Source organism: Natronosalvus amylolyticus (assembly GCF_024298845.1).
Classification (GTDB): Archaea; Halobacteriota; Halobacteria; order Halobacteriales; family Natrialbaceae; genus Natronosalvus; species Natronosalvus amylolyticus.
The window spans coordinates 1,139,430-1,162,950 of record NZ_CP101156.1 but is presented as its reverse complement, the minus strand read 5'-3'; the positions used below and the strand labels follow the sequence as shown (position 1 = coordinate 1,162,950).

The following is a 23,521-nucleotide window of genomic DNA, read 5'->3' as shown; positions in this document are numbered from 1 at the left end:
GGGCCCGCTACTCGAGACGATATCGCAACAACGCCGCAATCCCACCCAGGTTCGACAGCTGCTCGCCGGGCGGAAACTCACTCGAGAAAACTGTCACGTCGCCACCTTTCTGTTCGGTCGTTCGGACCACGTCGTCGACGTCGATCGACCACTCTCGGTCCGGGCCGCGTTCCTGACGGAGGGTTTCGTCCAGAACGAGTAACCGCTCGATGGCTCCGTACTCGGCTGCCTGCGCGACGTCTTTGGGGCCGTAGGCCGCCTTTGCACCCGCAGCAATACGCCTGGTGAGTTCATCGATGTACTCGGCTTCGGACTCGATGCGAGTCCGCTCTTGTACGTCGGCGACCGCACCGCGTTTGAGCACTTCGTGGACGCCTCGATCACCGACACTCGCGGTATCGACCATCGTTACCAGGGAGGCAACGTCGGGATAGTTCCGCTCGAGGTACTTCAGCGCGTCTTGTTTGGTGAAGCCGGGACCAGCGAGGATGATCGCGTCCACTTCGAGACGCGAGAGGACGGCCCCGAGGTCGGCGAACAGTTCAGAGCGGTCCTGTGCGTACTCGCCTTTGCCGGTCGGGCCGGTGATCGTCGCCCGCGATTCGGTGCCGTACTGGGCGACGGTGTGGACGTGTGCCTCCCCTTCCTCGACCGTCGCGATGGCGACGTCCGGATTCTCCGTCGACTCGACGGCTTCCTCGAGGCGCGCGTTCTGATCGGGTTTGAATCGTTTGTCGATCGAAATCTCCTCGCGAACCTCGACGTTAAGGGTGTGATGAAAGCCGAGTTGGTCTTCCCGCGAGCAGGCGACGATCTCGCCCCCGACTCGTAACCGGTTGGCAAACTTGTGGAACTCGACGTCGTCCACGGCGATGGCGACCCACATGTGTTCCCGTTCGCCCCCCGTATCACGCATCTGTTCGTCGTTGCGCTGAATGCGACGCGTGGTGTCACCCGCAACGCGGTCGCCGGGCTCGAGGACGTACTGGAGGTGCCAGAGGTCGTCAACGCTCTCGGGGACGAGCGTGACGCGTTCGCGCCCGCCCTCGAGTTGCTCCCGGTCTGTAATCTGCATGGCTGCAACATCGGTCGGGGCTGGTAAGTGCGTGACGAATCGCTCGTCACCGAGCGCGGTCGATCTGGGCTTTTGGGGCACACCCGTGACATGGTTCGGAACGTCTCCAACCCAGTACCGCACATCCGTCGACAGGTGAGCCGAACCTATCGATTCGGCTGCCAACTCAACGTTTGACGCGGCTCTCAGACGGTCGGTTATCGTTTCTCCCCGGTGATCGCTATACCGGGTGGCCGATCATCGGGAGAGAGTCCCAACCGACTGTATCAGTGTTCGGACTCCTCGAGTGGCTCCTCCGGACCGACATCCTGTTCGACGGCAAATGAGAAATACAGCAAGATAGCGATAATCACGACCAACGCTACGGTAACCAGCAGTGCGATGGCAACCATGGCGTTCGGTGACAGCTGTGTGAACGTCTGTTCCGGTACCATCTCAGGGGCGGGGAGTCCGGATGCCTCGAGAGCAGCGGTGGCTTGCATACTGGTAGCAAATTACGTACAATCCCGTATTAGTGTTCGCTTCTTCCTAGTCGATGCTTGCCAATGGTCGAGGGAATCGCCGGAGAACGGTTTCGGTACACTGTTCCGTGGTATCGACGGCCTCGGGTATGACACGGGGGAGTATCGATCCCCTCTGTCTTCCAAAATGGTCGAGTTCTCGAGCGTTACTCCTCGACCAAACGGCTCCCACCCGGCGGCAGGAAGTGAGCGATCTGATCGGGGCTGGCGATTTTCCGGACGAACGACTCGTCGGCAAAGCGCTGGCGTAACTCCCGATAGATCCGTTTTGCGGCGTCAGCCTGGGCAAAACGGCCCGGCTCGACGCGAATCGTCGTCACCGCCCGGTCCTCGATAGCTGACGGTGGCCCACCGATGACTCGCGTATACGGCTCACACTGAATCCCGACGGTGACGCCGACCGGGGTGTCGTCGAGATAGCGCCGATCACCGCGAACGGCGAACCCACCCTTCTCGAGGTACTCGCCGCTTTCGGGCGTTTTCGATACCTGGTCGGAGTCCACCATGTAGACGTCACCAGCATAGCGGCCGTCCTTCCAGACGGACGAATACGAGACCGCAAACTGTGCCGCTTCCTCGACGCTCGAGTCGGGAATTTCGATATCGCTCGAGGACGCTTCGCTCGGGTCCGTCGCCTTGAGCACCGTGACCGGACCACCGTGGGCCTGTGTGTGGAGCACGCGGTCGCCTCGTTCGAGGTACTTCTTGACGAGTTCCTCGTTCTGATCGGCGTTACGACCGCCGATGACGAGATAGTCGTCGCTCGTCCGGAACCAGCGGAATCGCTCGTACCACTGCTCGTTCTTTCGAACGGGAACTGACGGCTCCGCCAGCCAATCACGCGGTTCGTCCTCGTCTTCCTCACCGTCGGCATCGTCGTCGCCACCATCGGCTTCCCACGCGTCCCGACGCCGTTTGATTTCCTCGAGTTGCTCTCGTGTATCTTCGATCGCCGCGAGTGCTCCCTCCTTTTTTTCCGCGATACGTTTCGCTTCGGTGTACAGGCGGTCAGCGTTCTTCTCGACCCCGTCATCGACGACCAGCGTGATCGGCTCTCCCTCGAGGCGAATCGTCACCGTCCCTTCCTTGCCGTTGATATCGACAAACGGCTTGGCCGCGTCGAGTCCGGATTCTTTTGCCTCCTCCAGTCGACCGGCAATCTCTCCCCAGGGGACACCGTCCTCGCGAGCCGACCGAACCGTCGACAGGAGTTCGTCGACGGTGCCATAATTCGCGTACAGCAACTCGGCCTTCTCACGTTCGGCCTGTGCCTGCTCGTCGAATCCCGAAATCGCTCCCTCCTGCTGGTCGATGATTCGCTGGTGTTTGGCGATCTGTGCTTCAAAATCGGGACGCTGCTCCCGGGGATCCGGCTCGTCGGCGTCCAGTTCCAGCCGGAAGAAGTACTCCTCGAGCGCTTCGAGGAACGACTCGTAAGGCTCACCCGCCAGTTCGACGTGTTCCTCGAGTGGGAACGGGGTGACGTCGATGACTCGGTCCGTCTCCGTTTGGCCCGCTGTGGCGCTTTCGTCCCCCTCGTCCTCTGACTCCGAATTATTCTCATCGTCCTCGAGGTACACCCGCGGTTCGAAATTCCCGTTCCGAATATCGAGTGCCAACCGCTCGATCGCTTCGTACAGACGACTGTAGACGGTTTCGTCCGCGTCCTCGATTGCAAGGGTTTTCTCCACGCCGGCTCGCGTACACAGCTCTTCGGCGTACAACCCGCCGAAGTTCAACTGGGTCGCCAGGGTCCGAACGACGTCCGTATCCGAATCGTTCATCTGGTGCTCGAACGCCTCCCGTGTGACCGTCAACGGGTTGAGACGCGACTCGGGGAACTCGTATCGCGACCCCGGTACGACAGTTCTGGATTTCAACCGAACCGTCTCGAGGCAGTCGATGACCTCGTACTCGGCATCGGTCACCGCGACGTTGCCCTGCCCGAACAACTCGACGATAATCCGCGTCACCCCGTCGTCACGATCGAACGCGAACTCGAGGATGCGGTCGAACTCGTACTGTTCGACGCCGACGAAATCCGCGCCGGACAGTCGGTTTCGCAACATCATCGCGAACTGCGGTGGCCGACCCGGTGCGTCGGGCACCCGTTCGGGTGACAACGTGTGTGCCCGCTTTTTCTCGCCGACTTCGAGGATCAACTCGAGTCGGCCGCGGTCGAAATCGCGCATCTTCAGTCGCAGCAGGTCATCGCCATACAGATAGGCTTTGTCGACTTTCGCACCTTCGTAGGTTCCAAACTCCGTGACGAAGGCGGCGAGATCGACGCTCGTCAGTTCCGTTTTGGGCTCGCCACTCATATCACACACTGCCGTCCCCGGTGGGAAAGACGTGTCGCTCTGGAACGCACGCCCACGCTCCGCATCTCGAGGATCGTGTGTAGCCAACGACGTTCAGGACGGATGCTGATGGCTAATTCGCTCCGCGACGATTCCGGGGACCGGTGTCCGGCAAGCCCCACAGAACCACTGCTGTGACGTGCCTCTGTCCTCGCGCTCGAGGTCCTGTCGGTAGGTCAGTGTTGCCCCACACACGCAGGTGTAACTCGTGGTCATACTTCGACAGTTGGGTATCGGGGGTCAAATAGCCGTGGCAGAGACGGAATAGCCACGGTTTGTAGTCGAATCGACCACTGGATTTATTAGCTGACACTGGCCAGTATCTATTACGTAGGCCGACATGAGTTTCTCGACCGTCAGTACTGAGTTATCCCCGGTGGCCTGGTTGATCGTCGTCCTGGCCACGATTATCGTCCTCATTTCGGTCGTTGGAACCGTCCTGATAACTGCCGACTTCACGTTTTATCAATGAGATACGAACAGTTCATTCCGTCGAAAACGCTTCTGTACCACCTTACCGGCCTCTTATTCAGGGTGTACATCACGGTTGTGGTCGTCGTCAGCCTCTATAGCCTCATGTGGGTCCTCGAGGTCGCCGGCTATCTCGACGAACGGATTATCGCGACCATCTGGATTGCTATCGCTGCGATGGGGACAGTCTTTCTGGTGCTGTTGATCCCGATGTACTGGTCGAGTCGCTCGAAGAGTCGGTAGCGGAGCACTCGAGGGCGTCGATCCCCCGAATCGGAACACTCTCGAGCGCATCATCGCTGGCTCACGAACATCCGACGAATCGGTCGCTGACGTGGGCTTCACAGTGGAGACACCTCGAGCCACTCGAGGGCGATCAGTGACTCACTGCCACAGCGACCACCCCCATTTTCCTTCGTTCGAATCGGCGTACAGCGTCGAGGCGAGACCTGCGCGGGTATCACTCGTCTCAAATCGCTGGAAAATCACACCTGTTTTCCGAACGCATACTGGGAAATGAGTCGCTACGGAAGCGACTAACGGGATACTTCGAAAACTATCGGAATCGTAATGACTCGCCGGGGTTGAGCAAACCGGAGGTTTGCGATGTTCGGCGAGTTCACTGACTGACTCGAGCCAAGCGAGAGAAGGGAAGTGGACTCGCCGGGATTTGAACCCAGAGGAAGACGGTCGTTCGCTCCGCTCACGCTGCGACTTCCAGGGCTAAAATCCCGCCTTCGACGACTATGTGCATCGCTCACGGATTTGTTCGCGCTGCAAAATAGTGGACTCGCCGGGATTTGAACCCGGGGCCTCTTCCTTGCGAAGGAAGCGATCTGCCACTGATCTACGAGCCCTCGAGGAAATCTATCCGTGGTTTGTACTTGTGTCTTGTGTTTCGAAGCGGAAATCGAGTACCGAACCAGTCCGTTGACACGCGAGAACCGTTGCACTGTGGGGTCCCATCGAAACCTATCCGTATCAAACCGCAGACTGGCGGGGACGCGCCGTAGCCCTGGGCTCGAGCACGCCTAGCCGTCCGGCAAGCAACCCGAGCAAGAAGCCGGTAAAGTGCGCTATCAGGGCAACCCCAGGGGAACCTGTCGCAATCGTAATCGCGGCCGCCAATACCACGAAAACGACCAGCGTGAGCCAGAGCGGCACGTCGACTCGAGCGGCGAGTCCGTCAGAAACACGGTTCCCGGCGATGAGATACCCCATCAACGCGAAGACCGCTCCACTGGCACCCAACACGGCTGATCCGGAGCCGCCGGTCAACGAGGCCATGGCACCGGTGACAAGCACCTGCGAGATGCCGGCCAGTGAACCGGTGAGTACGAAAAATACGTGGAATCGGCCTCGAGTCGTCGCCCGTGCGATCGGCCAGCCGAAGAGGAGGAGTCCGAAACTGTTCGAAAGCAGATGCCCGAGGTTGCCGTGTGCGTAGACGCTGGTCACGATCGTCCACGGATTGGACTCGAGGGGGGGTGCAAGCACGAACAGGCCAGCCATAAGTGCCAGGCTGAACAGTGCGGCTACTTGCTGGAGAACGAAAACGATCGCGAACAGCCCGAGGGTCTCGAGCAGCGGGCTGGGCGAATCTGTACCCATATGTCACCCTTGGCGAGCGAACACTAAAGTCTGTATCGTGGGTGCACGCGAGACGGCTGTATCGAGACAGTTGTATCGAGCCGACTTACTCGAGAAGCGTGTCGCTCACGGTCTTGGCGTCGTGAAAATGTACCGAAACGATGTCAGTCACGTCCTCAACGGGCCAGTTATACGCTCTCCAACGGTGGCCGCTCTGGCATACCGTTTGGAAAGCGAGAAAACGGTCCGTTTCAGTCTTCGAGGACGATCTCGATCGACACGTCGTTTGGCACCTGGATACGCATGAGCTGTCGGAGTGCGCGTTCGTCGGCGTCCAGATCGATCAGGCGCTTGTGGACGCGCATTTCCCAGTGCTCCCACGTGGCGGTACCTTCGCCGTCTGGAGATTTTCGCGCTGGCACCTCGAGCGTCTTGGTTGGCAGCGGAATCGGACCGCTGAGGTTGACGCCGGTGTTGTTCGCAATCTCGCGGACGTCCGCACAGATGTCGTCCAGATCGTTGGGGTTGGTGCCCGCGAGTCGAACGCGTGCCTGCTGCATTTATTTCTCGTCGACGCTCAGGACTTTGCCTGCCGCGATGGTCTGGCCCATGTCACGGATGGCGAAGCTCCCGAGTTCTGGGATCTCGCTTGCTGGCTCGATGCTGAGTGGCTTCTGTGGGCGGATGGTGACCACAGCAGCGTCACCCGACTGGATGAAGTCGGGGTTCTCCTCGGCGACTTCGCCGCTCGAGGGGTCCATCTTCTTGTCGATGGATTCGATCGTACAGGCAACCTGGCTCGTGTGAGCGTGGAAGACCGGCGTGTAGCCAGCGGTGATGACCGATGGGTGCTGCATGACGATGATCTGAGCCTGGAACGTCTCGGCGACGCTTGGTGGGTCGTCGGCTGGGCCACAGACGTCACCGCGGCGGATGTCGTCTTTGCCGATGCCACGGACGTTGAAACCAACGTTGTCACCGGGGCCGGCGCTTGGGACCTCTTCGTGGTGCATCTCGATCGTCTTCACTTCGCCGCCCACGTCGCTGGGCTGGAAGGAGACGTTGTCGCCGACGTTCATCGTTCCGGTCTCGAGGCGTCCAACGGGGACGGTACCGATACCGGAGATGGTGTAAACGTCCTGAATGGGGAGACGGAGGGGCGCGTCGGATGGCTCCTCGGTCTCTGGCAGGTCGTTCAGGGACTCGAGCAGGGTACGGCCGTCGTACCACGGCGTGTTGTCGGAGGCTTCGGCGATGTTGTCGCCCTCGAAAGCCGAAATCGGGATGAACGAGTCGTCCGAAACCTGGAACTGGACCTGGTTGAGGAGCTGGTTGACCTCTTCGACGACTTCCTTGTAGGTGTCCTCGGAGTAGTCGACGACGTCCATCTTGTTAACGCCGATGAGCAGCTCGTTGATACCGAGCGTTCGGGCCAGGAAAACGTGCTCCTGGGTCTGGGGCGCGACACCGTCGTCTGCGGCGACGACGAGGACGGCGTTGTCCGCCTGGGATGCGCCCGTGATCATGTTCTTGACGAAGTCACGGTGACCAGGACAGTCGACGATGGTGAAGTAGTATTTGTCCGTGTCGAACTCCTGGTGGGCGATGTCGATGGTGACACCGCGCTCTCGCTCTTCGGCGAGATTGTCCATGACGTAGGCGAACTCGAATCCGCCTTTGCCTTTCTCTTCGGCTTCCTGTCGGTGCTGTTCGATAACGTGCTCCGGTACGCTTCCTGTCTCGAACAGGAGGCGTCCGACCAGCGTACTCTTTCCGTGGTCGACGTGGCCGATAATGGCCAAGTTCTGGTGTGGTTTGTCGCTCATTGTTATAGCTCACGCGCAAAGGCGCTTATATCGGTCTCTTTTGCCCGATGCGGTTAAAACCATTTCGAAAGTGTATTCGAGCCACCCCGTCTCCTGCTTGCGGTTTGTGAGTGTTGCACACGCACAGACAGTCCAGATCAGTAGATGATCTGTCATCGCGACCGGTGTCCCAAGGGTCCGCTCCTTACCCGCATTTGCCGGTGCCTGGTGTGGTATCGGACCACCGGTTAGCCTTCGACAGCTGCGGTCCTACGCAGGCGATAGTGCTGGCGCGCGAAGGAGAATCAGACAGTGCTCGAGCGTGCCGTGTACCTCTCAGAGCGGGACGTGTTACGGCAGTCGGCCCACGTCAGACAACACAGCCGTTGCCGTCTCCGGGCCACCCGCGCCACGGCCGCTCGAGTACAGATCGCCGGCGTGTCGAGTCTCAATCTGAACGATGTTCTGTGTTCCCGAGACGGCCATCGCTCCGTTTTCGGGCACGAGTCGTGGTCCGACACGGATACCATCGCGCGTCGCTTCGCCCACGAGACGGATGGTTTCCCCGTCTTCGGCCGCTAGCTCGAGTGCACTCGGTGGGATGTCCTGAATGCCCGCCACGTCGGCGTCGGCGAGCGAAAAGCCGCCGTCGCTGAGTACGTTTGCGAGGATAACACACTTCAGAGCGGCGTCGGTCCCGTCGACGTCGAACGTCGGGTCAGCTTCGGCTACGCCCAGGTCCTGTGCCTCAGCGAGGACGTGTTCGTAATCGAGACCCTCGGCAGCCATTCGCGTGAGGATGAAGTTCGCCGTGCCGTTGAGGACACCCCGAACCGCGGTGACTGCCGCTGGTGTGCAGTCTTCGATGGTCGAGAGGACGGGGATTGCACCGCCGACGGCGGCCTCGAAGCGGATCGATCCAGCGCTGGCTCGCTCGAGTTCGCGCAACTCGTCGTAGCGTTCGGCAACCGGACCCTTGTTTGCCAGGACCACGTGCCTGTCGGCCTCGAGAGCCCGCTGGCAGTGAGAGAACCCGGGTTCGGCCTCACCGAGCGTGGTTGGTGTGGCCTCGATGAGGACATCGTAGTCCGTTTCGAAAACGTCCTCCAGGCTCGACTCACCGATCGGTTCGTTGCCCGCTTTGCGCTCGAGTGCGCCGGGGACGTCGATTTCATCGCCAGCGTCGGCGACCGCTGCCGTGCTCGAGTCGGCCAGTCCGACCACCTGGTGTCCGTACTCGCCGGCGAGGTCGGCCACTGACGCGCCGACGGCACCGGCTCCGAGAATCGCCAGTCGCATCAGGCCTCACCTCCCGTGAGCGGTTCGACAAGACGGAGACCCTTGCCGTCGGCCAGTGTCCGCAGGTTTTCGAGAACCGATTCGGCGTTCCCCGAATCCACAGCCAATCGTATGCGTGCACTCGAGACGTCTTCCATTCCGTCCGGTGCGGTCAGTGAAAGGTCGAGAACCGAGGCATTCTCGTCCCGGCTGATGGTCGAAAGCGTATCCGAAAGGTCGGTTTCGACCAGGTGGCCGACGAGTAACACGGTCAGTTCCTCTCCGTAGCGTTCCGGCCCGGCCTGAATCACGTTGATGCCAGCGTCTCGCAACGCATCGACGATGCCGTCGAACCGTCCGGGCGCGCTCTCGAGGTCGACCTCGACTGGAATGTGCCCGCGTGGCGTAATGTTTCCGCGCTCGTGGTGAATACTCAGAAGGTTGCCACCGTTTGCGCTGATCGGCTCGAGCGCGCGGAGCAATTCGCCGGGTTCGTCGACTAACTCGAGGCGAACCGTGTACGCACTCAGCCCGCCATCGGCTTCGGTGGCGGACGCCTCCTCCGCGGGTGCGTCGACGGTCGCGTCCGCTGTCGACCCTCCGGAAGCGTACTCGTCACTCATAGACGATACCTCCCGGTGGGCGTCCACACGTCGTCATGGCTACGTCTGTGCATCCAGGCTGTAAAAACGTATAGGCACCGCCAAAACTGACCGGCCGTGTGAGCATTCGACACGACGCCTCGTGCGGACTGGGACGCCTCGAGTGAGTCCGCAGATGGGTCGCCTTCCAGTCCCTTACAGGTGATCGCTGCCGGGGTTCGAAGAGCCCCAATCGCCACGCCCACCTTCCGTTCGATCGATACCCATGATCGACTCGGCCTGTTCTGGACCACCCAGGGTGTCTCGGGGATTGGGAACTCGGACGGTTATCTCCTCAATTTCGGGCCAGGTGAGGAGTTCGGCTTCGATATTTCCCGTCGTGATATCGGCGACATCGCAGCCGCTACAGCCCCCACCGAGTTCGATGACCACCTCGCCAGTTTCCGGATCCGCTTTCCGCACAGCACTCGTTCCGCCGTGCATCTGGATGATCGGCATTTCTCGAGTGAGGAACTTCTCGACGCGCTCTTTCAGGGGTACATCGTCCTCGGAACCAGTCATTGAGACTGCTAGGGAATCAGGAAGTGAAAACGTTTGGTTTGTGCCAACGGATCTTTCCGTCAGAAACTGACGACGCGACTCGCCATCGAGTGGAATCGGCCATCGTCCGCCGAGTCATTGAATTCAGCATCCACGATATCGTTCCTCACTGGTGGCGGTCACTCAGCGTGCGTTCCCGTCCTCGGACTGACGCCGACGCTCGAGTGCGAGCGCACCCCCTGCAATGGCACCAGCGGCGGCCAGGCCGGTAAATCCGGGTATTGGGTCTTCGGCGTCGTCACTATCACCGTCACTTTCGTCGTCGGCCGCCGTTGCTCTGTCAGCATCGGACGATTCGTCGTCGGTTCCAGCGCCGGTTCCGTTGGTATCCTGGTCGTCGGTTACCCCGTCGGTGCCATCGTCGACAGTCCCATCCGTGTCTTCTGCCGTTTCGAACGTGGGTGGGTCCGACTGGAAACCCGGTTCGCTCGAGAAGACGTAGAGTGCGCCTTCGGTATTCGCCGTCGGTATTATCGGGGTACTGCTCGCCACGAAAGTGTCGCCCGGTTGAGCCACTCGAGCGGTCCAGAAGGCGGCCACGGAGGGATCCCGCCACGCAGTTATCTCTTCGGGTTGCTCGAGGTCCGTGAGGTCGTGAATCGACACCCCACCGCGATACCACGAGGCATAGAGCCAGCCGTCCCGCAGCTCGAAATTATGCGCTGTGGTCCACTGCCCGCTTCGATAGGTTGCGTCAGGCGTTTCGGGCGGCTCTATCGACGCCGTCTTCGTCGGCTCCGTCGGGTCGCTGACGTCGTAGATATCGATGCCGCCCGGCCGGTCGGCTTCCGGGGCACCGGTCGCCCAGGCCTCCCGGCCCACGGCCATGATCGTTCCCGTCTCGTCGACCGCCGAGTAGTGGTCGTTTCCGGGCAATCCGATGTAGTAATCGTTGATCTCTCCCTCCGGGATTTCACGTTGTTCCTCGAGCGTCGTCTCGGCGACGTGTGAGATGTATTCGGGTTCGGTTGGGTCGCTCACGTCTACCAGATACGTGCCGGCGTTCCAGTAGGCAAGGTAGGCAACCTCGTCGTGAACGTAGACGTCGTGTAAGTAGTACAGGTACGGATCGACGTCACCCCATCCGGGTTCGAAATCGAGCAGTGACCACCGACCGATCTCCTCGGGTTCATCGTCACCCAGGTCGAAAATCGTCAGCGGGTTTCCCTCGAGATCGTTCGCGACGAGATAGAGGCGATCGCCCTCGAGAAAACAGTTGTGGATGTGGTAGTCGGTTTCGTAGGGCGCACCCAGTTTGACGGGGTCGGCAGGGTCGCTCACGTCGTAGCAGACGAACCCGTTAAACTGGCCGGGAGCCGGGTTCGCTGGACCGGGAACGACCAGTCGCTCCTCGCTCACTTTGACGTCCAGAATATCGGTTAGTTCGCGGTCGCCCTCGAGCAAGTCGTGTTCCTCAACGAGCACCGTCGGCTCCGTCGGGTCAGAAATATCGACCGTCGCAAACCCTTCGACGGTGGCGAGATACACCGTCTGACCGTCGTCACCGACTACCGCTTCACAGGCACCAGCGACTGGTACCGTTCCGAGCGGTTCGTACGAGGAATTCACTGTCGCGCGAGTACGTGATATTCCGGTTCTAAGACCCCCGATACCCGTTCCCACGACCGTCGTGGCGACTCCCATCGAACGGAGAAGCGACCGTCGTTGCATACGCTCACCTTGACTGCTGGGTATAAAATTCAACGGGCCGCCTCGAGCAACGATACGAACTTCGTACGAAGGTGCTATAGAAATCGAAGTAAGTGTTACAACCGGCGTCGGTCTCCGGTACCATCGGTCATCGCACTCGCGAGCGCTCCCTCGAGCACCACGTCATCACCAAGATCGGTGACGGTGATTTCGGGAACGTTCGACATGACCATATCGGGCACCCGCTCGCGGATCGGGTCAGCGACGAGTTCCTCATTGTGTAAGACGACGGCACCCCCAAGGGAGACGACCAGGGGGGCGTAAGAGTGGACGATGTTCGAAATTCCGATCGCGTTCCAGTGAGCCACCTGCTCGATGGTGTGATCGGCCAGTTCGTCGACGCCCGCGAGATCGAAGACGTCCTTGGCCGTGAAATCCGGGTCCTCGAGCGGCAGGTCAGTCTCGATGGTCGGGTCGTCCTCGGCGAGAAGCCGAGTGTATTCGGGGATGTTGTTCCCCGAGCAGTAGGCCTCCCAGTGGCCGTCGATGCCACAGCCACAGGTGAGTCGTCCTCGCGGGTCGACAACGCAGTGGCCAACCTCGCCGGCGTTGCCGTCCCAGCCGTCGATAATCCCGCCGTCACAGCAGACGCCCGCCCCGATCCCCGAGGAGATAGTCACGTACACCATATCGTCGGGGTTTCGGTCGGAGTGGAAACGTTCGCCGATCACCCCCGCGTTCGTGTCGTTGTGGAGGTAGACGGAATCGGAGTCGACGAGTTTCGAAATGGGTCCCGTCAATGGAATTCGGTCGATCGTGTCCGGAAGGTTCGCCGGATCGATAACCGCACCCTCAGCCAGGTCGAAGGGACCGATTGAGCCGATGCCGACGGCATCGACCTGCGCCGGTTCGATGCCTGCCGTCCCACAGGCTTCCCGAAGCGTCTCGAGGACCTGCTCGGTCACGTCGATCCCGGTTGGCCCACGGGGGGTTGCGTTCCGACTCGAGGCCAGCGACCGGCCACTTTCGTCACCAACGATGGCCCGAACGTTGGTTGCGCCGAGGTCGACGCCCGCGTAATAGACCATTCTTACTCGAGTAAGCGACGGCCCATCACTTAACTACACAGATTATTACTCGAGAGTGAGTATCTATGGCACGTTATACACCCACCTTTTGTCCCGCCCACCTTTTGTCTCGCTCGGCTTGCGCCTCGCTCGCAAAATCTGGACCAAAAAGTGTTCGCTCAGTCCTCGACTAACGTGGTCGCTCTCTGAACCAATCAGCTTTTGTCCTGCCCACCATTTGTCTCGCTCGGCTTGCGCCTCGCTCGCAAAATCTGGACCAAAAATGGACCCAAAAGCCCAAAATAGGTCTCGTTACTCGACTTCGAACTCGATAGCCGCTCCTTGGCCAAAGCCAACACACAACGTTGCCAACCCTCGACCGCCGCCGCGCTCGAGCAACTCGTGAATCAGGGTAACTGGCAGGCGAGCGCCGGAGGCCCCGAGTGGGTGCCCGACGGCAATCGCGCCACCGTTGACGTTGAAGCGCTCGTTGTCGATACCCAGTTCGTCACGGCAGTAGACCGCCTGACTCGCGAACGCCTCGTTGAGTTCCACCAGGTCGTACTCGTCGATGTCGCGACCGGTTCGCTCGAGCAGGCCCTCCGTCGCCGGGACCGGACCAATTCCCATCACCGTCGGGTCGACACCGGCGACGTTGTTCGAGCCGACCGTCGCCAACACCTCGAGGTCGTGTTCCTCGGCGAAGGCCTCACTCGTGACCATGAGACCAGCCGCACCGTCGGAAATCTGTGAGGCGTTACCGGGCGTAACAGTTCCGTCGCCTTTGAACACGGTCGGCAACCCAGCAAGCGTCTCGAGGTCGGTATCCGGGCGGATTCCCTCGTCTTCGCTGACGGAACCCTCGTCAGTCTCGATGGGAACGATCTGCGCGTCGAAGCGACCCTCCTCGGTCGCTGCGTGGGCGCGCTGGTGACTCTGGAGGGCGTACTCGTCCTGTGTCTCGCGGTCGACGTCGTACGTCTCGGCGACTTTCTCCGCGGTCATCCCCATCTGGAGTTCGCCGACGTTGTACTCCGTCGCGAGCGTCGGGTGCAAGGTCGCGTAGCTGTCTCCCATCGGAACGCGTGACATATTCTCGACGCCACCGGCGATGATACAGTCGCGCTGGCCGGCCCGAATCGCGTCCGACGCGGAGATAAGCGCCTGCATCGAGGAGGCACACCAGCGGTTGATCGTCGTCGCCGGGACGGACTCGCCCAGGTCCGACAGGAGCGCGATGACTCGAGCCATGTTGTTGTCCTGCTCGTCGCGCTGCTGGGCACACCCCCACATCAGGTCGTCGACGTCCTCGCCCGAAAGGCCAGTTTCTGCGAGCATCTCGTTGACCAACGGAATCGAGAGGTCCTCACTCCGAACGTCGGCGAAAGCGCCGTCGTCTTTGCCCTGTGGTGTCCGCACGGCCTGCACGATTACTGGCGTCTGTGACATACCGCCTGCAACGTCCTTCACGAACTTAAATGCCGGTAGAACTGGCGGTGACTCGAGTGGAGTTTACCGACAGTCATACGGCGACGACAATCCTTATTGTAACCGTCTCGGAATGACCGTCCATGGACGAGGACCCCGAGTCAGGACAAAACCGAGGGCAATCGACGACACGAGAGACAGCGAACGAACAGTCAGTAACTGACAGTGAAAACACACGTGGGTCGCCGTCCACAGACGAGAAAGCCAGCAACGCTTCGGATGGGTCGGGTGCGATGCCCGGCGTGCCCGACGAAACCGACCTCGAGGAAGACAGTGCAGTCCCGAAAGACGTCCAGAAGTACGCCCGGTTCAAAAAGATGGACGGGGCCCAGTACGACCGGGTCAACGAGTTCCTCCGCGACCGGACCTACATCACTGCTCGAGAGTGGGCGATTGCACGACTGTGTGCCGATTTCCGAACCGAGACGGGCGTCGAGATGACCAAAATCGGCGAGAACCTCCCCGAACTCGTGCCCTTTATGACCGACACCTACACCCCGCAGGCGGTCAACCAGGCCCGGTCGTCGTTCGAGGACAAGGTTCGGACCGCTGGGGCGACCTTCCTCTACGGCGCGATGTGTGATTTCTTCACCGCCGAGGAACTCGACGACGTGATGTACGAGGCGACCGAGGTTGCGAAGTTCCTGCTCGAGGTCGAAGGCGTCGACCTGGCCGTCGAAGACGAACTCGAGGCCGAAGAACGCATCTCGAGTGTGATGCGCGAAGTGCGTGAAGCAAGTAAATCGCTTCGAGACGAGGAAAACTGACCGCAGTTCGTCGTCGGTTCCGAAGATCAATCGTCGTACAGGTGGCAGGCGGCCGGATGTGGTCCCTCGCCCAACGACGGGGACTCACGTTCACAGAGACTTTCGTATCGATCTTTGAGAATCTCGGCTGCCCCGTCCCAGTCTTCGGTTGCCAGATGACCCAGTGCCTCGTCGATGACTGCCTCCTCTCGTGGTGGCAACGTGGTCTCGAGGACCGCGGCTTTGATGTCCTCGACGAATTCGTCGATCCGTGTCTCGTCGACGAGCGGCCCTTCGTCCGTCGCTTCGGCGTGGGAACTCACGACCTCGAGGCTGATAGTTTCGCGTTCGACGAGTTCCCGGAGGTTCATAACGTCTCGGTACACCGGCTGTTCGAGGTCGAGGTCGTCCGGTGGGATCACCTGCGGGCACCGGGTTCGGAAGCGACAACCGCTTGGCGGGTCACGTGGTGATGGAACGTCACCCGAGAGCGTTTGCCGCTCTCGATCCCGCTCGTCAGTCGACGCTCGCGGTACGCTCGCGAGCAGCGCCTCGGTGTACGGGTGAGTCGGGTTCTGGAAAATCTCCTCGACGGGACCGATTTCGACGATTTCGCCCAGGTACATCACGGCGACTCGATCACAGATGTGACGAATCACGGATAGGTCGTGGCTGATGAGTAGATACGTCAGGCCGAAATCGTCTTGCAGATCCTCGAGGAGGTTCAACACCTGCGCCTGGACGCTCACGTCCAGCGCACTGGTCGGTTCGTCGAGCACGACGAACTCCGGTTCGAGGGCGAGCGCACGCGCTATCCCGATTCGCTGGCGCTGCCCGCCCGAGAACTCGTGTGGATACCGATCGATCTGATCGGCCGAGAGCCCGACACGCTCGAGGAGTTCCTGGGCTTTCTCTCGTCGTTCTTTCGCCGTCCCGACGTTATGTACCTCGAGCGGTTGTTGAATCGTATTTCCGATGGTCATCCGGGGGTCAAGACTCGAGAACGGGTCCTGAAAGACCACCTGCGCGTTCCGTCTGAACGCGTTTTTGTCCGCCCCCTCGAGTTCGTATACGTTCTCGCCCTGGAACTCGACGACGCCCTCGGTCGGCTCCTGGAGATGCAACAGGGTTTCACCGGTGGTCGACTTGCCACAGCCGGACTCGCCGACCAAGCCGAGTGTTTCGCCGGGGCGAACGTCGAAACGCAGGCCGTCGACGGCCCGAACGGCAACCGGTTCGTTCCCCAGCAATCGGTCCAGCAGCGAATCCTTCTCATAGAAGTACTTGCGTAAGCCTTCGACGCGGACGAGTGGCTGGTGGTCAGTCTGACCGGTTCGTGTCTGTTGCTCTGCGGTCTCCTCGCTCACCTGGTCGAAACTCATTGGGAGCCACCTCCGACATCGCTTGCCGCTTGCTCGGTCGCAAATCTCCCTTCCTCGAGCGCTCGGTCCGGATCGTAGTCCTCTTCGGCCAGATAACACGTGACCGAGTGTCTCCCGTTCGCATCGACGTCGAACGCCGGGGGTTTCTCGAGACAGGTATCCATCGCCTTCGGACACCGATCGGCGAAGTAACACCGATCCCCCATCTCGTGATCGAGCAGGCTAGGAACGTTCCCTGCAATCGCCTGCAATCTGTCGCCAGTTCCCTCGAGGTCGGGCACGCTGCCGAGGAGCCCTTTGGTGTAGGGATGTACCGTGTCGTCGAACACGTCCTCGAGCGTGCCCCGCTCGACGATCTCGCCGGCGTACATGACGCCGACACGGTCGCACATCCGGGCGACGACACCCAGGTTGTGGGTGATGAGCAGAATCGTCATGCCGGTTTCGGCCTGGAGTTCGCTCAACAGGTCGAGAATCTGAGCCTGAATCGTGACGTCGAGTGCGGTCGTCGGCTCGTCGGCGATCAATACGTCAGGCTCGCTTGCGAGGGCCTGGGCGATCATCGCCCGCTGGAGCATCCCACCGGAGTACTCGTGTGGATACTCGTCGGCTCGCTGGGCAGGATCCGGAATGCCCACCGTCTCGAGCAGTTCGATTGCTCGTTCCTTGCTCGATTCACTCACGTACCGTTTCGATGGGAGCACCATCGACGTGATGTACGAGCCAAGCGAGTACTCCGGTCCCCGCGTTTTGGCCCGGCCGGAGCGTGGAATCGCCGTCGCTCGTTGTTGGACCTCGACCGCTTCGGCGATCTGTTCCCCAACTGTTAGACTGGGATTGAAACTGCTTTCGGGATCCTGGAAGATCATACTGAAGGCGGTGCCACGAAGCGAGCGGCGGGCCTCCTCTGGTATCGCTCGGAGGTCGACACGGTCACCGTCGACAGCGTCGGGATACCTCGTTCGCATATTCTCGGCGAACGACGAGTTTCGATAGCCGATCGATCCACTCGTAATCCGGCCGGGCGATTCGACCAGGTCCATCAATGAGAGGGCTGTGACACTCTTGCCACTGCCGCTCTCTCCGACGATGCCGAACACTTCTCCACGCTCGAGTTCGAGATCGAACCCGTGGACCGCATTTACCTTCCCCTCGCTGGTGAAAAACTGGGTCGAAAGATCGTCGATCTGGAGTATGGTTTCACTCATCTTAGACACCTCGTTCGTCGCCTTCGATATTCGGATCTAATGCGTCACGGAACCAGTCGCCGAGCAAGTTGACGGCGATCACCGTCAACATGATCCCGATACCGGGGAACATCGAAATCCACGGCCGGGTTCGCAGCAGGTCCTGGCCTCGTTCGATTTCGTACCCCCACGACAGGGTCGTCCCGGAGAAGCCGAGATACGCCAGGGAGGCCTCGAGCAAGATGACGGCCGCCACCTGAATCGTCGCGAGGACGATAATCGGGGTCAGACTGTTCGGCAGGATGTGTTTGGTCAGAATTCGCCGGTTGGGCATCCCGAAGCTTTTGCTGGCTTTGACGTACTCCTGGTTACGAAGTGAGAGTGCCTCACCGCGGGCAACCCGGGCGAACCACACCCAGATAACGAGTCCGGCGACGACGGTCACCGAACCCGGTATCGGAATCGATTCGGGCATCCCTTCGGCAAATCCTGCCATAACGATGGGGTCGGGCACCTGTATCGGTGTCGAGCCGAAGACGCCCACCAGCGCCATCGCTAACACCAGACCAGGGAACGCCAACATGATGTCGGCAGACCGCATCAACGTGTCGTCGATACGCCCGCCATAGTATCCGGCTACCAGCCCGACTGGGACACCGATGACGAGCGCGAGCGCGGTTCCCAGGAGAGCCACCAGGAGCGAGACGCGAGCTCCGTAGACGAACCGCGAGAACACGTCCTGTCCGACGTTGTTCGTACCGAGAATGTGCTCGCTGGTCGGATGTACTTCGATGTCGACGATGTCGCCGTCTTGTGCGATCTGTGTTTCGTAGCTGTGGCCCATCGGTGGATATGGTGACCCCGTATCGGCGTAGTGGCCCGTTCGCGTTGGATCGTGTGTCGCCAGGAGTGGGGCAAAGATCGCCATCAGGATAATTGCGAGCAGCAACACCAGTCCAATTTTGGGCAAAAAGCTCTCTTTGAACGTCTGCTTGAGATTCGACGTCATTCGGTCGGAAATCATTCGGCGCTCACCTGTGGGTTGAGTTTGGTATACAGCGCATCGACGACGATGTTGATAACGATAAACGCGAGGGCGATGAAGATGATGATACCCTGCATCAACGGCCAGTCACGGATTCGCAAGGCATCGACGAGGCGCAGTCCGAGTCCGGGCCAGTTGAACACGGTTTCGGTAATGACGGCGCCACCCATGAGCGTCCCCATCTGGAGGCCTAGCACGGTAATAATCGGAATCATCGTGTTACGGAGGACGTGTTTGTACCGGATCAGCGGGTTCGGCAGCCCCTTGGCTTTCGTCGCTGTCACGTAGGGCTTCCCGAGTTCGTCGATCATTCCACTCCGAGTCAGGCGCGTGATGAGCGCCGTGAAGTAGGTTCCAAGCGTCAGTGCCGGCAGCGTGATGTACCGCAGCCAGGCACCGAGTTCAGACGCTGACTGATCGAACACCAGTGCGCGCATGGCATCGGGGAATCCGACACCCCGTCGTCCCGTTGGGAACCCATAGAAGTCGTAGCCAATATAGCTCGGATACGGGATTCGAACCGCCCCCACAGGGACCGTCGCCGTACTCATCGTCGGATACGGAATGCCGAACCAGACGCTCATTACGAGGATCAACATCAGTCCGAGCCAGAAGTTCGGTGTACTGATTCCGAGCAGGGAAAACAGCGTCGCCCCGTAATCTGACGGCTCGTTCCGACGGGTGGCCGAAACGACACCCAGCGGAATTGCGATAACGATAGCCACGATCGTCGCTGCAATCGTCAACTCGATGGTAGCGGGAATCCGCTCGATAACCATCGCCGTCACGTCACGGTTTGACTGCCAGGAGTACCCCAGATCACCCTGTAACAGTCCACCGACGTAGTCGAGGTACTGGACGTAAATGGGTTCGTTCAACCCCTCCTCTTCGCGTACTCGCTCGACGAGTTCGCGGTTTGCACCTTCCCCGAGCATCAAGGTCGCGGGATCGCCCGGCGACACTGCCCGGAGTCCAAACAGGACCGTCACCACACCCCAGATGACGAGAATGCCCTGTAAGAGCCGTCTGACCAGAAATTGCCTCATTGCCATCGAATTGGGTCCACAGAATCCACGAACAGTAATTATACTGTCGGTCTTTGCCGGTTACCGACGGTTTTAATAAAGAAGGTTATCACTCGAGCACACATTAAATAGCGATCGGCGAATGCCGCACATCCGCCGACGAATCCATCTGGGACGGTCCGCGGGTTATCGCGACATTTCCCAGACGTAGATAGTTTCGTCTTCTCGTGGCTCCCACTCGAGCGAGCTCTCGGCACCGTAAATGCTCTCTTGCGTGTGGAGGAAGACGAACGGCGCCTTCTCTCGAGCCATCGCGTTGACGTCCTGTAGCGCAGCGGTTCGTTCCTCGACGTCGTCGATCTGCTGGGTCTCGAGGATAGCGTCGCTGAGTTCTTCGTCGTCGAACGTTCGTGCTGGGTTGTCCGGAATCGTGAAGAAGCCCTGCACACCGTAGTCGGTGTCACCCGTAATGGTACCCCAACCGATCATGTAGAACGGGATGTCGAACTCGTCGGGGTCGACACCCGCCTGGTTTGCGTCGGAGACGACCGGGAAGTCGACGATGTCGACCTCACAGCTGACGTTGTCGAGCTGGTCGATCATGTCCGCGACGCGCTCGCCGATGGCAGCGTCGTTGAGATACCGGCCCTGTGGCGCGGTGAGCGTGATCTCGGCGCCGCCGTAGCCACTGTCTTCGACCAGACTCTCGGCACGGCCGATGTCTTGCTCGTATGGCTCGAGGTCGGGGTTGTAGCCGTTGATACCCGGAGCGACTGGCTGGCTGGTCGGTTCGCCGAAGCCGCTCAGAATTTCGTTGACGATTGCATCGTTGTCGACCGCGTAGTTCATCGCCTGTCGGAAGTCCTGACTGTCGAACGGGGCGACCGTGTTTTTCATCGGACAGAAGATCGTGCGGAAGCTCGTAATATTCCGGATATCGACGCCCTCGGCTTCCTGTACCGTGTTCACGTCTTCTGGCAGGATGTTCATCGTCACGTCGGCTTCGCCGGTTTCCAGCGCGGCGACACGGCTGCTCGATTCGCCGGAGGCGTTGAACGTCACCGTCTCGAACGGTGGCTCGTCACCCCAGTAGTCGTCGAACGCCTCGACGACGATTTCCTCACCGGAGACGAAGTCGACGACCTGGTATGGGCCCGTTCCGTTGAAGTCTTCGGGGTCGGCACCCGAGATAGCCTCGTTTTCGGCGTCGTAGTTGTCGATCGCCCACTGGCGGTTCATTGCACGGGCGTAGTTCCCGAACTCGAATTCGGCGAGGCCAGCGGAGGCGTTGTAGTTGATCGCCACCGTCGTGTCGTCGACGGCATCAGCACCGGTAATCGACCCGAGACCGAATGTACCGATCGGACTCTGGACTCCGATGTCCGGGTCGACCGTCCGGTTGATCGTCCACGCGACGTCCTCGGCCGTGAGGGTGTCGCCGTTGTGGAAGCTAACACCTTCCCGGAGGTAAACCTCGGTCGTGCCGTTGTCCTGTGGTTCCCAATCTTCGGCGACGCGTGGGAAGATTCCTTCGCCCGGAACGAAGTCGAACAGCGGCTCGTAAATGTGGTCGTAAATGTCGAAGTAGTCGCCGGTAATGTGATCGAGTGGATCGATCGTATCCGGGAACTGCGACAGCGTTATCGTCAGTTCGTCGGCATCGACTCCGTTTCCATTTCCGTTGCCGTTGCCGTTTCCGTTGCCGTTGCCATTACCTTCATCGTCGTCAGCATCGCCGATACACCCGGCGAGTGACGCGAGACCGATCGTTGACGCACCTGCAGTGTACCGCAGCACGTTGCGGCGGTTCGTTGTATAATTGTTTGCACCCTTCATACATCGCTAAACGACAACCATCCAGCGTATATAACTTTTGAATTTGTAAAGCTCAGAATGGGGGGATTACCAACCAAGATGTTAAATAGTTCTCCGAACTATCATTCTTCATGGCCGTATATGGCCGCCCCGCACTTCGGGACCTGTTCGACGAGTCACCGACGCCGCATATTGCACACCCCCCGCGTACCCATCACCGAGACTTTTACATCGCCACCGACGGGTCATACCGACGAGCCGGCGGTGGCCTCGGTGCCGTCATCGAAACGCGTGATGGCACGCGTGTCGGTCGCATTGCCAACCTCGATACACCACCGAACAACAACGTGGCAGAGTACCGAGCACTGCACCTCGGACTCGACGTACTCGCCGCCAGGGCACCACCCGACGCACGGGTCGGTATTCTGGTCGACCACGACGGTCTGGCGAGTAACGTCAACCGGGCAATCCTGGCAGCGAGTCATCCCGACCGGAAACCTCCCCGACCGTATACGGTTCCGGAGCGAACGGGCTTTCACTGGCGCGGCATCACCGCCCGACTCAACCGCTTTGGCGAGGTCCGCGCGGCACGAATCGACAGTCGCGACAACCCTGCCCACACGCTTGCGAACACGCCCGAACAGTACACACACGTGACGGACGAACTCGACCGATGTGTGCTCCCGGAACCACCGGAACCCATACGTTCGGAGACAACACAGGTCCCTCCGCCGTCTCGAGCAAATCGACACTCGGGTGGCCGGGCATCGGACTGATTGGCTACAGCGTGCGCTGAACGTCTTCGAGCACGCATCGAATCGCCACGCTTATTCACTCGCTGAAGCGAGTCGTCTTCGATGAGTCTTCGTCTGGCCGTTGCCGCCCCGTTCAAACAACACGGGACGGATCAGCTCCGGGAAAACGAGTTCGTCGTCGCGCTCTCACTGGACAGAGATTGGTTCTCGCCGGATCAGTCCCAGCGGCTAATCGACATCGCGACCGGCGAAGGCGTCCTCGAGCGAGTGGGACCGGATTTGCGACCGACGTTCGACCCGGGCGAAGTAACGATCCCCGAGGAGTTCGTCCCCGAGGACGACTTGCTCCGGGAACGGTCAGTCTTCGAGCGTGTGCTGGATGCGCTCGTCGCCGAAGGATTAGAAAAACACGAGGCTGTGGGTGCGATAAATACGCTCCAGCAGGAGTATGCAATCTCGATCGAAGCTGCTGCGGTCGTCTACGCCCGTCAAGAAGGTATCGACGTGGACCAACTGGCTCCACTGGCTCGGACGGCGGTGACCGAAGAGCGTTAACGGCCACACGCAAAACACAGTAGCAATGGTCGAAGATCGGGTTACAGACGGGAGACGGATCGCCGAGTTGCTCGCGTCCGAAATCGATGGGCGCGATGATGACGAACTCGAATTTTTACAGGTGACAAACGCCGATCGCTCGGCAACGCCCGCTGTCGGCGGGACTCGCGCGTTCGATATTACGATTGACGACGACGAACAACGACTCGCTCGCGTATTCATCCACCCCGAACGCGCCCACCTCGAGTTCGATCGCGGACGGGACATTGCAGCAGAGATCGCGAGTGAAAACGGCCTGAGAACGCGGCCGAAAGCAGGCTCGCCGCCGAAAACGCTAGTCTTTCTCGAGAGCGGTGGGGCAGTCAAACGCGGTGTTAGCGTGGTCCAAGCGGCAAGCAAAGTCGCTCGGACCGAACCATAGATACGTTCACTCGAGGAGAGTGTGGCGCTGGTCATACCTGCGCCCGCCGAGCCACCTTCCCATTTCACCGTCAGTACTTCGAC

Annotated in this window: 24 protein-coding genes and 1 tRNA gene; 6 read left to right on the top strand and 19 right to left on the bottom strand. The window is 60.3% G+C overall.

Translation table 11 applies throughout. The features are described from left to right. Nucleotides 1-7: 7 nt before the first annotated feature. From NLK60_RS05420 to NLK60_RS05405, 4 genes are all read right to left on the bottom strand, one after another. On the bottom strand, nucleotides 8-1,075 hold the full coding sequence (locus tag NLK60_RS05420) for an mRNA surveillance protein pelota (protein WP_254809870.1): 1,068 nt from the start codon (nucleotides 1,073-1,075) through the stop codon (nucleotides 8-10). Nucleotides 1,076-1,341: 266 nt separating this feature from the next. Continuing rightward, nucleotides 1,342-1,557: a hypothetical protein gene (locus NLK60_RS05415; protein WP_254809869.1), complete on the bottom strand. Its 216-nt coding sequence runs from the start codon at nucleotides 1,555-1,557 to the stop codon at nucleotides 1,342-1,344. 185 nt (nucleotides 1,558-1,742) lie between these two features. Further along, on the bottom strand, nucleotides 1,743-3,917 hold the full coding sequence (rqcH, locus tag NLK60_RS05410; RefSeq protein ID WP_254809868.1) for a ribosome rescue protein RqcH: 2,175 nt from the start codon (nucleotides 3,915-3,917) through the stop codon (nucleotides 1,743-1,745). A gap of 93 nt (nucleotides 3,918-4,010) precedes the next feature. Beyond that, a complete protein-coding gene (locus NLK60_RS05405) occupies nucleotides 4,011-4,172 on the bottom strand; it encodes a hypothetical protein (RefSeq protein ID WP_254809867.1) in 162 nt (53 codons plus the stop codon). Nucleotides 4,173-4,296: 124 nt separating this feature from the next. On the opposite strand from NLK60_RS05405, the gene NLK60_RS19490 reads away from it, so the two are divergent. Further along, a complete protein-coding gene (locus NLK60_RS19490; RefSeq protein WP_256530394.1) occupies nucleotides 4,297-4,428 on the top strand; it encodes a hypothetical protein in 132 nt (43 codons plus the stop codon). Further along, nucleotides 4,425-4,670 (top strand): hypothetical protein, encoded by a 246-nt coding sequence (locus tag NLK60_RS05400; protein ID WP_254809866.1) that lies wholly within the window; start codon nucleotides 4,425-4,427, stop codon nucleotides 4,668-4,670. Before NLK60_RS19490 ends, NLK60_RS05400 begins: the two co-directional genes overlap by 4 nt. Nucleotides 4,671-5,212: 542 nt before the next feature. On the opposite strand, the gene NLK60_RS05395 is transcribed toward NLK60_RS05400, so the two are convergent. From NLK60_RS05395 to NLK60_RS05350, 10 genes are all read right to left on the bottom strand, one after another. Further along, nucleotides 5,213-5,284: transfer RNA gene (locus NLK60_RS05395), tRNA-Ala, on the bottom strand. A 124-nt stretch (nucleotides 5,285-5,408) separates the two neighbouring features. Next, nucleotides 5,409-6,038: a rhomboid family intramembrane serine protease gene (locus NLK60_RS05390; protein ID WP_254809865.1), complete on the bottom strand. Its 630-nt coding sequence runs from the start codon at nucleotides 6,036-6,038 to the stop codon at nucleotides 5,409-5,411. Nucleotides 6,039-6,268: 230 nt separating this feature from the next. Further along, complete coding sequence (rpsJ, locus tag NLK60_RS05385) at nucleotides 6,269-6,577, bottom strand: 30S ribosomal protein S10 (RefSeq protein WP_254809864.1); 309 nt, start codon at nucleotides 6,575-6,577, stop codon at nucleotides 6,269-6,271. Next, entirely contained in the window at nucleotides 6,578-7,843 is a 1,266-nt protein-coding gene (gene tuf / locus NLK60_RS05380; protein ID WP_254809863.1) for a translation elongation factor EF-1 subunit alpha, read from the bottom strand. A gap of 330 nt (nucleotides 7,844-8,173) precedes the next feature. Next, nucleotides 8,174-9,121, bottom strand: a complete 948-nt coding sequence (locus tag NLK60_RS05375) for a homoserine dehydrogenase (RefSeq protein WP_254809862.1) — start codon at nucleotides 9,119-9,121, stop codon at nucleotides 8,174-8,176. Further along, nucleotides 9,121-9,723: an amino acid-binding protein gene (locus tag NLK60_RS05370; RefSeq protein ID WP_254809861.1), complete on the bottom strand. Its 603-nt coding sequence runs from the start codon at nucleotides 9,721-9,723 to the stop codon at nucleotides 9,121-9,123. The genes NLK60_RS05375 and NLK60_RS05370 overlap by 1 nt, the downstream gene beginning before the upstream one ends. 174 nt (nucleotides 9,724-9,897) lie before the next feature. Then, on the bottom strand, nucleotides 9,898-10,263 hold the full coding sequence (locus tag NLK60_RS05365; RefSeq protein ID WP_254809860.1) for a NifU family protein: 366 nt from the start codon (nucleotides 10,261-10,263) through the stop codon (nucleotides 9,898-9,900). A 162-nt stretch (nucleotides 10,264-10,425) separates the two neighbouring features. Continuing rightward, the gene (locus tag NLK60_RS05360) at nucleotides 10,426-11,973 is read right to left on the bottom strand and encodes an LVIVD repeat-containing protein (protein WP_254809859.1); all 1,548 of its coding nucleotides are present in this window, start codon (nucleotides 11,971-11,973) and stop codon (nucleotides 10,426-10,428) included. A gap of 95 nt (nucleotides 11,974-12,068) precedes the next feature. Then, complete coding sequence (locus NLK60_RS05355; RefSeq protein WP_254809858.1) at nucleotides 12,069-13,040, bottom strand: ROK family protein; 972 nt, start codon at nucleotides 13,038-13,040, stop codon at nucleotides 12,069-12,071. Nucleotides 13,041-13,331: 291 nt separating this feature from the next. Continuing rightward, complete coding sequence (locus tag NLK60_RS05350) at nucleotides 13,332-14,468, bottom strand: thiolase family protein (protein WP_254809857.1); 1,137 nt, start codon at nucleotides 14,466-14,468, stop codon at nucleotides 13,332-13,334. Nucleotides 14,469-14,590: 122 nt separating this feature from the next. Between NLK60_RS05350 and NLK60_RS05345 the strand changes: the two genes are divergently transcribed. After that, complete coding sequence (locus tag NLK60_RS05345) at nucleotides 14,591-15,274, top strand: DUF5806 family protein (RefSeq protein WP_254809856.1); 684 nt, start codon at nucleotides 14,591-14,593, stop codon at nucleotides 15,272-15,274. A 26-nt stretch (nucleotides 15,275-15,300) separates the two neighbouring features. Here NLK60_RS05345 and NLK60_RS05340 read toward each other — a convergent pair whose 3' ends face one another. From NLK60_RS05340 to NLK60_RS05320, 5 genes are all read right to left on the bottom strand, one after another. Beyond that, nucleotides 15,301-16,635, bottom strand: coding sequence for an ABC transporter ATP-binding protein (locus NLK60_RS05340; RefSeq protein ID WP_254809855.1), 1,335 nt, complete (start codon nucleotides 16,633-16,635; stop codon nucleotides 15,301-15,303). Continuing rightward, on the bottom strand, nucleotides 16,632-17,843 hold the full coding sequence (locus NLK60_RS05335; protein ID WP_254809854.1) for an ABC transporter ATP-binding protein: 1,212 nt from the start codon (nucleotides 17,841-17,843) through the stop codon (nucleotides 16,632-16,634). The genes NLK60_RS05340 and NLK60_RS05335 overlap by 4 nt, the downstream gene beginning before the upstream one ends. A gap of 1 nt (nucleotide 17,844) precedes the next feature. Further along, nucleotides 17,845-18,846: an ABC transporter permease gene (locus tag NLK60_RS05330; protein ID WP_254809853.1), complete on the bottom strand. Its 1,002-nt coding sequence runs from the start codon at nucleotides 18,844-18,846 to the stop codon at nucleotides 17,845-17,847. Further along, complete coding sequence (locus NLK60_RS05325) at nucleotides 18,843-19,919, bottom strand: ABC transporter permease (protein ID WP_254809852.1); 1,077 nt, start codon at nucleotides 19,917-19,919, stop codon at nucleotides 18,843-18,845. Before NLK60_RS05325 ends, NLK60_RS05330 begins: the two co-directional genes overlap by 4 nt. Nucleotides 19,920-20,078: 159 nt before the next feature. Then, entirely contained in the window at nucleotides 20,079-21,728 is a 1,650-nt protein-coding gene (locus NLK60_RS05320) for an ABC transporter substrate-binding protein (RefSeq protein ID WP_254809851.1), read from the bottom strand. A gap of 110 nt (nucleotides 21,729-21,838) precedes the next feature. Between NLK60_RS05320 and NLK60_RS05315 the strand changes: the two genes are divergently transcribed. The 3 genes from NLK60_RS05315 to NLK60_RS05305 all read left to right on the top strand — a co-directional run bounded on the left by NLK60_RS05315 (nucleotide 21,839) and on the right by NLK60_RS05305 (nucleotide 23,438). Continuing rightward, nucleotides 21,839-22,483 carry a ribonuclease H family protein gene (locus NLK60_RS05315; RefSeq protein WP_254809850.1) on the top strand — a complete coding sequence of 215 codons (645 nt, stop codon included), beginning with the start codon at nucleotides 21,839-21,841 and terminating at the stop codon, nucleotides 22,481-22,483. A gap of 81 nt (nucleotides 22,484-22,564) precedes the next feature. After that, complete coding sequence (locus tag NLK60_RS05310) at nucleotides 22,565-23,017, top strand: DUF2240 family protein (protein WP_254809849.1); 453 nt, start codon at nucleotides 22,565-22,567, stop codon at nucleotides 23,015-23,017. A gap of 25 nt (nucleotides 23,018-23,042) precedes the next feature. Continuing rightward, nucleotides 23,043-23,438 (top strand): DUF7993 family protein, encoded by a 396-nt coding sequence (locus NLK60_RS05305; RefSeq protein ID WP_254809848.1) that lies wholly within the window; start codon nucleotides 23,043-23,045, stop codon nucleotides 23,436-23,438. Nucleotides 23,439-23,521: the final 83 nt, after the last annotated feature.